General features: G+C 64.8%; 1 pseudogene. It reads right to left on the reverse strand.

Going from position 1 to position 665, the window contains the following annotated elements:
* A pseudogene (locus ACK59Z_RS25850) lies at window positions 1-665 on the reverse strand (transketolase); the annotation flags it as partial.

The raw sequence follows: 665 nt of genomic DNA on the forward strand, positions 1-665 counted from the left end.
ACCAGGCCACCGTGCAGGGCAACGCCGTTCATGATGGCGGTCATGCCGAACTCGCGCACGCCGTAGAACACGTAGTTGCCGCTGGCGTCATTGGCTTCGACGCCCTTGCAACCTTTCCACAGGGTCAGGTTGGAGCCGGCCAGGTCAGCCGAACCGCCGAGGAACTCGGGCAGCAGCGGGCCGAAGGCGTTCAGGGCGTTCTGGCTGGCCTTGCGGCTGGCGATGGTTTCGCCTTTGGCAGCCACTTCGTTGATGTAGGCCTGGGCCTTTTCGCTGAAGTCGGCCGGCAGCTCGCCGCTGGCACGGCGCTTGAACTCGGCAGCCAGCTCCGGGTAGGCCTTGGCGTAGGCCTCGAAGCGCTGGTTCCACTCGGCTTCAACCTTGGCACCGGCGGCCTTGGCATCCCACTCGGCGTAGATGTCGGCCGGGATTTCGAACGGGCCGTGGTTCCAGTTCAGGGCCTGGCGGGTCAGGGCGATTTCGTCGTTGCCCAGCGGGGCACCGTGGCAGTCTTCCTTGCCCTGCTTGTTCGGCGAACCGAAACCGATGGTGGTCTTGCAGCAGATCAGGGTCGGGCGATCGCTCTTGCGGGCGGTCTCGATGGCCATCTTGATTTCTTCGGCATCGTGGCCGTCGACGTTGCGGATCACCTGCCAGTTGTAGGC

It is taken from the genome of Pseudomonas sp. KCJK9058, assembly GCF_046230975.1.
Taxonomy (GTDB): domain Bacteria; phylum Pseudomonadota; class Gammaproteobacteria; order Pseudomonadales; family Pseudomonadaceae; genus Aquipseudomonas; species Aquipseudomonas alloputida.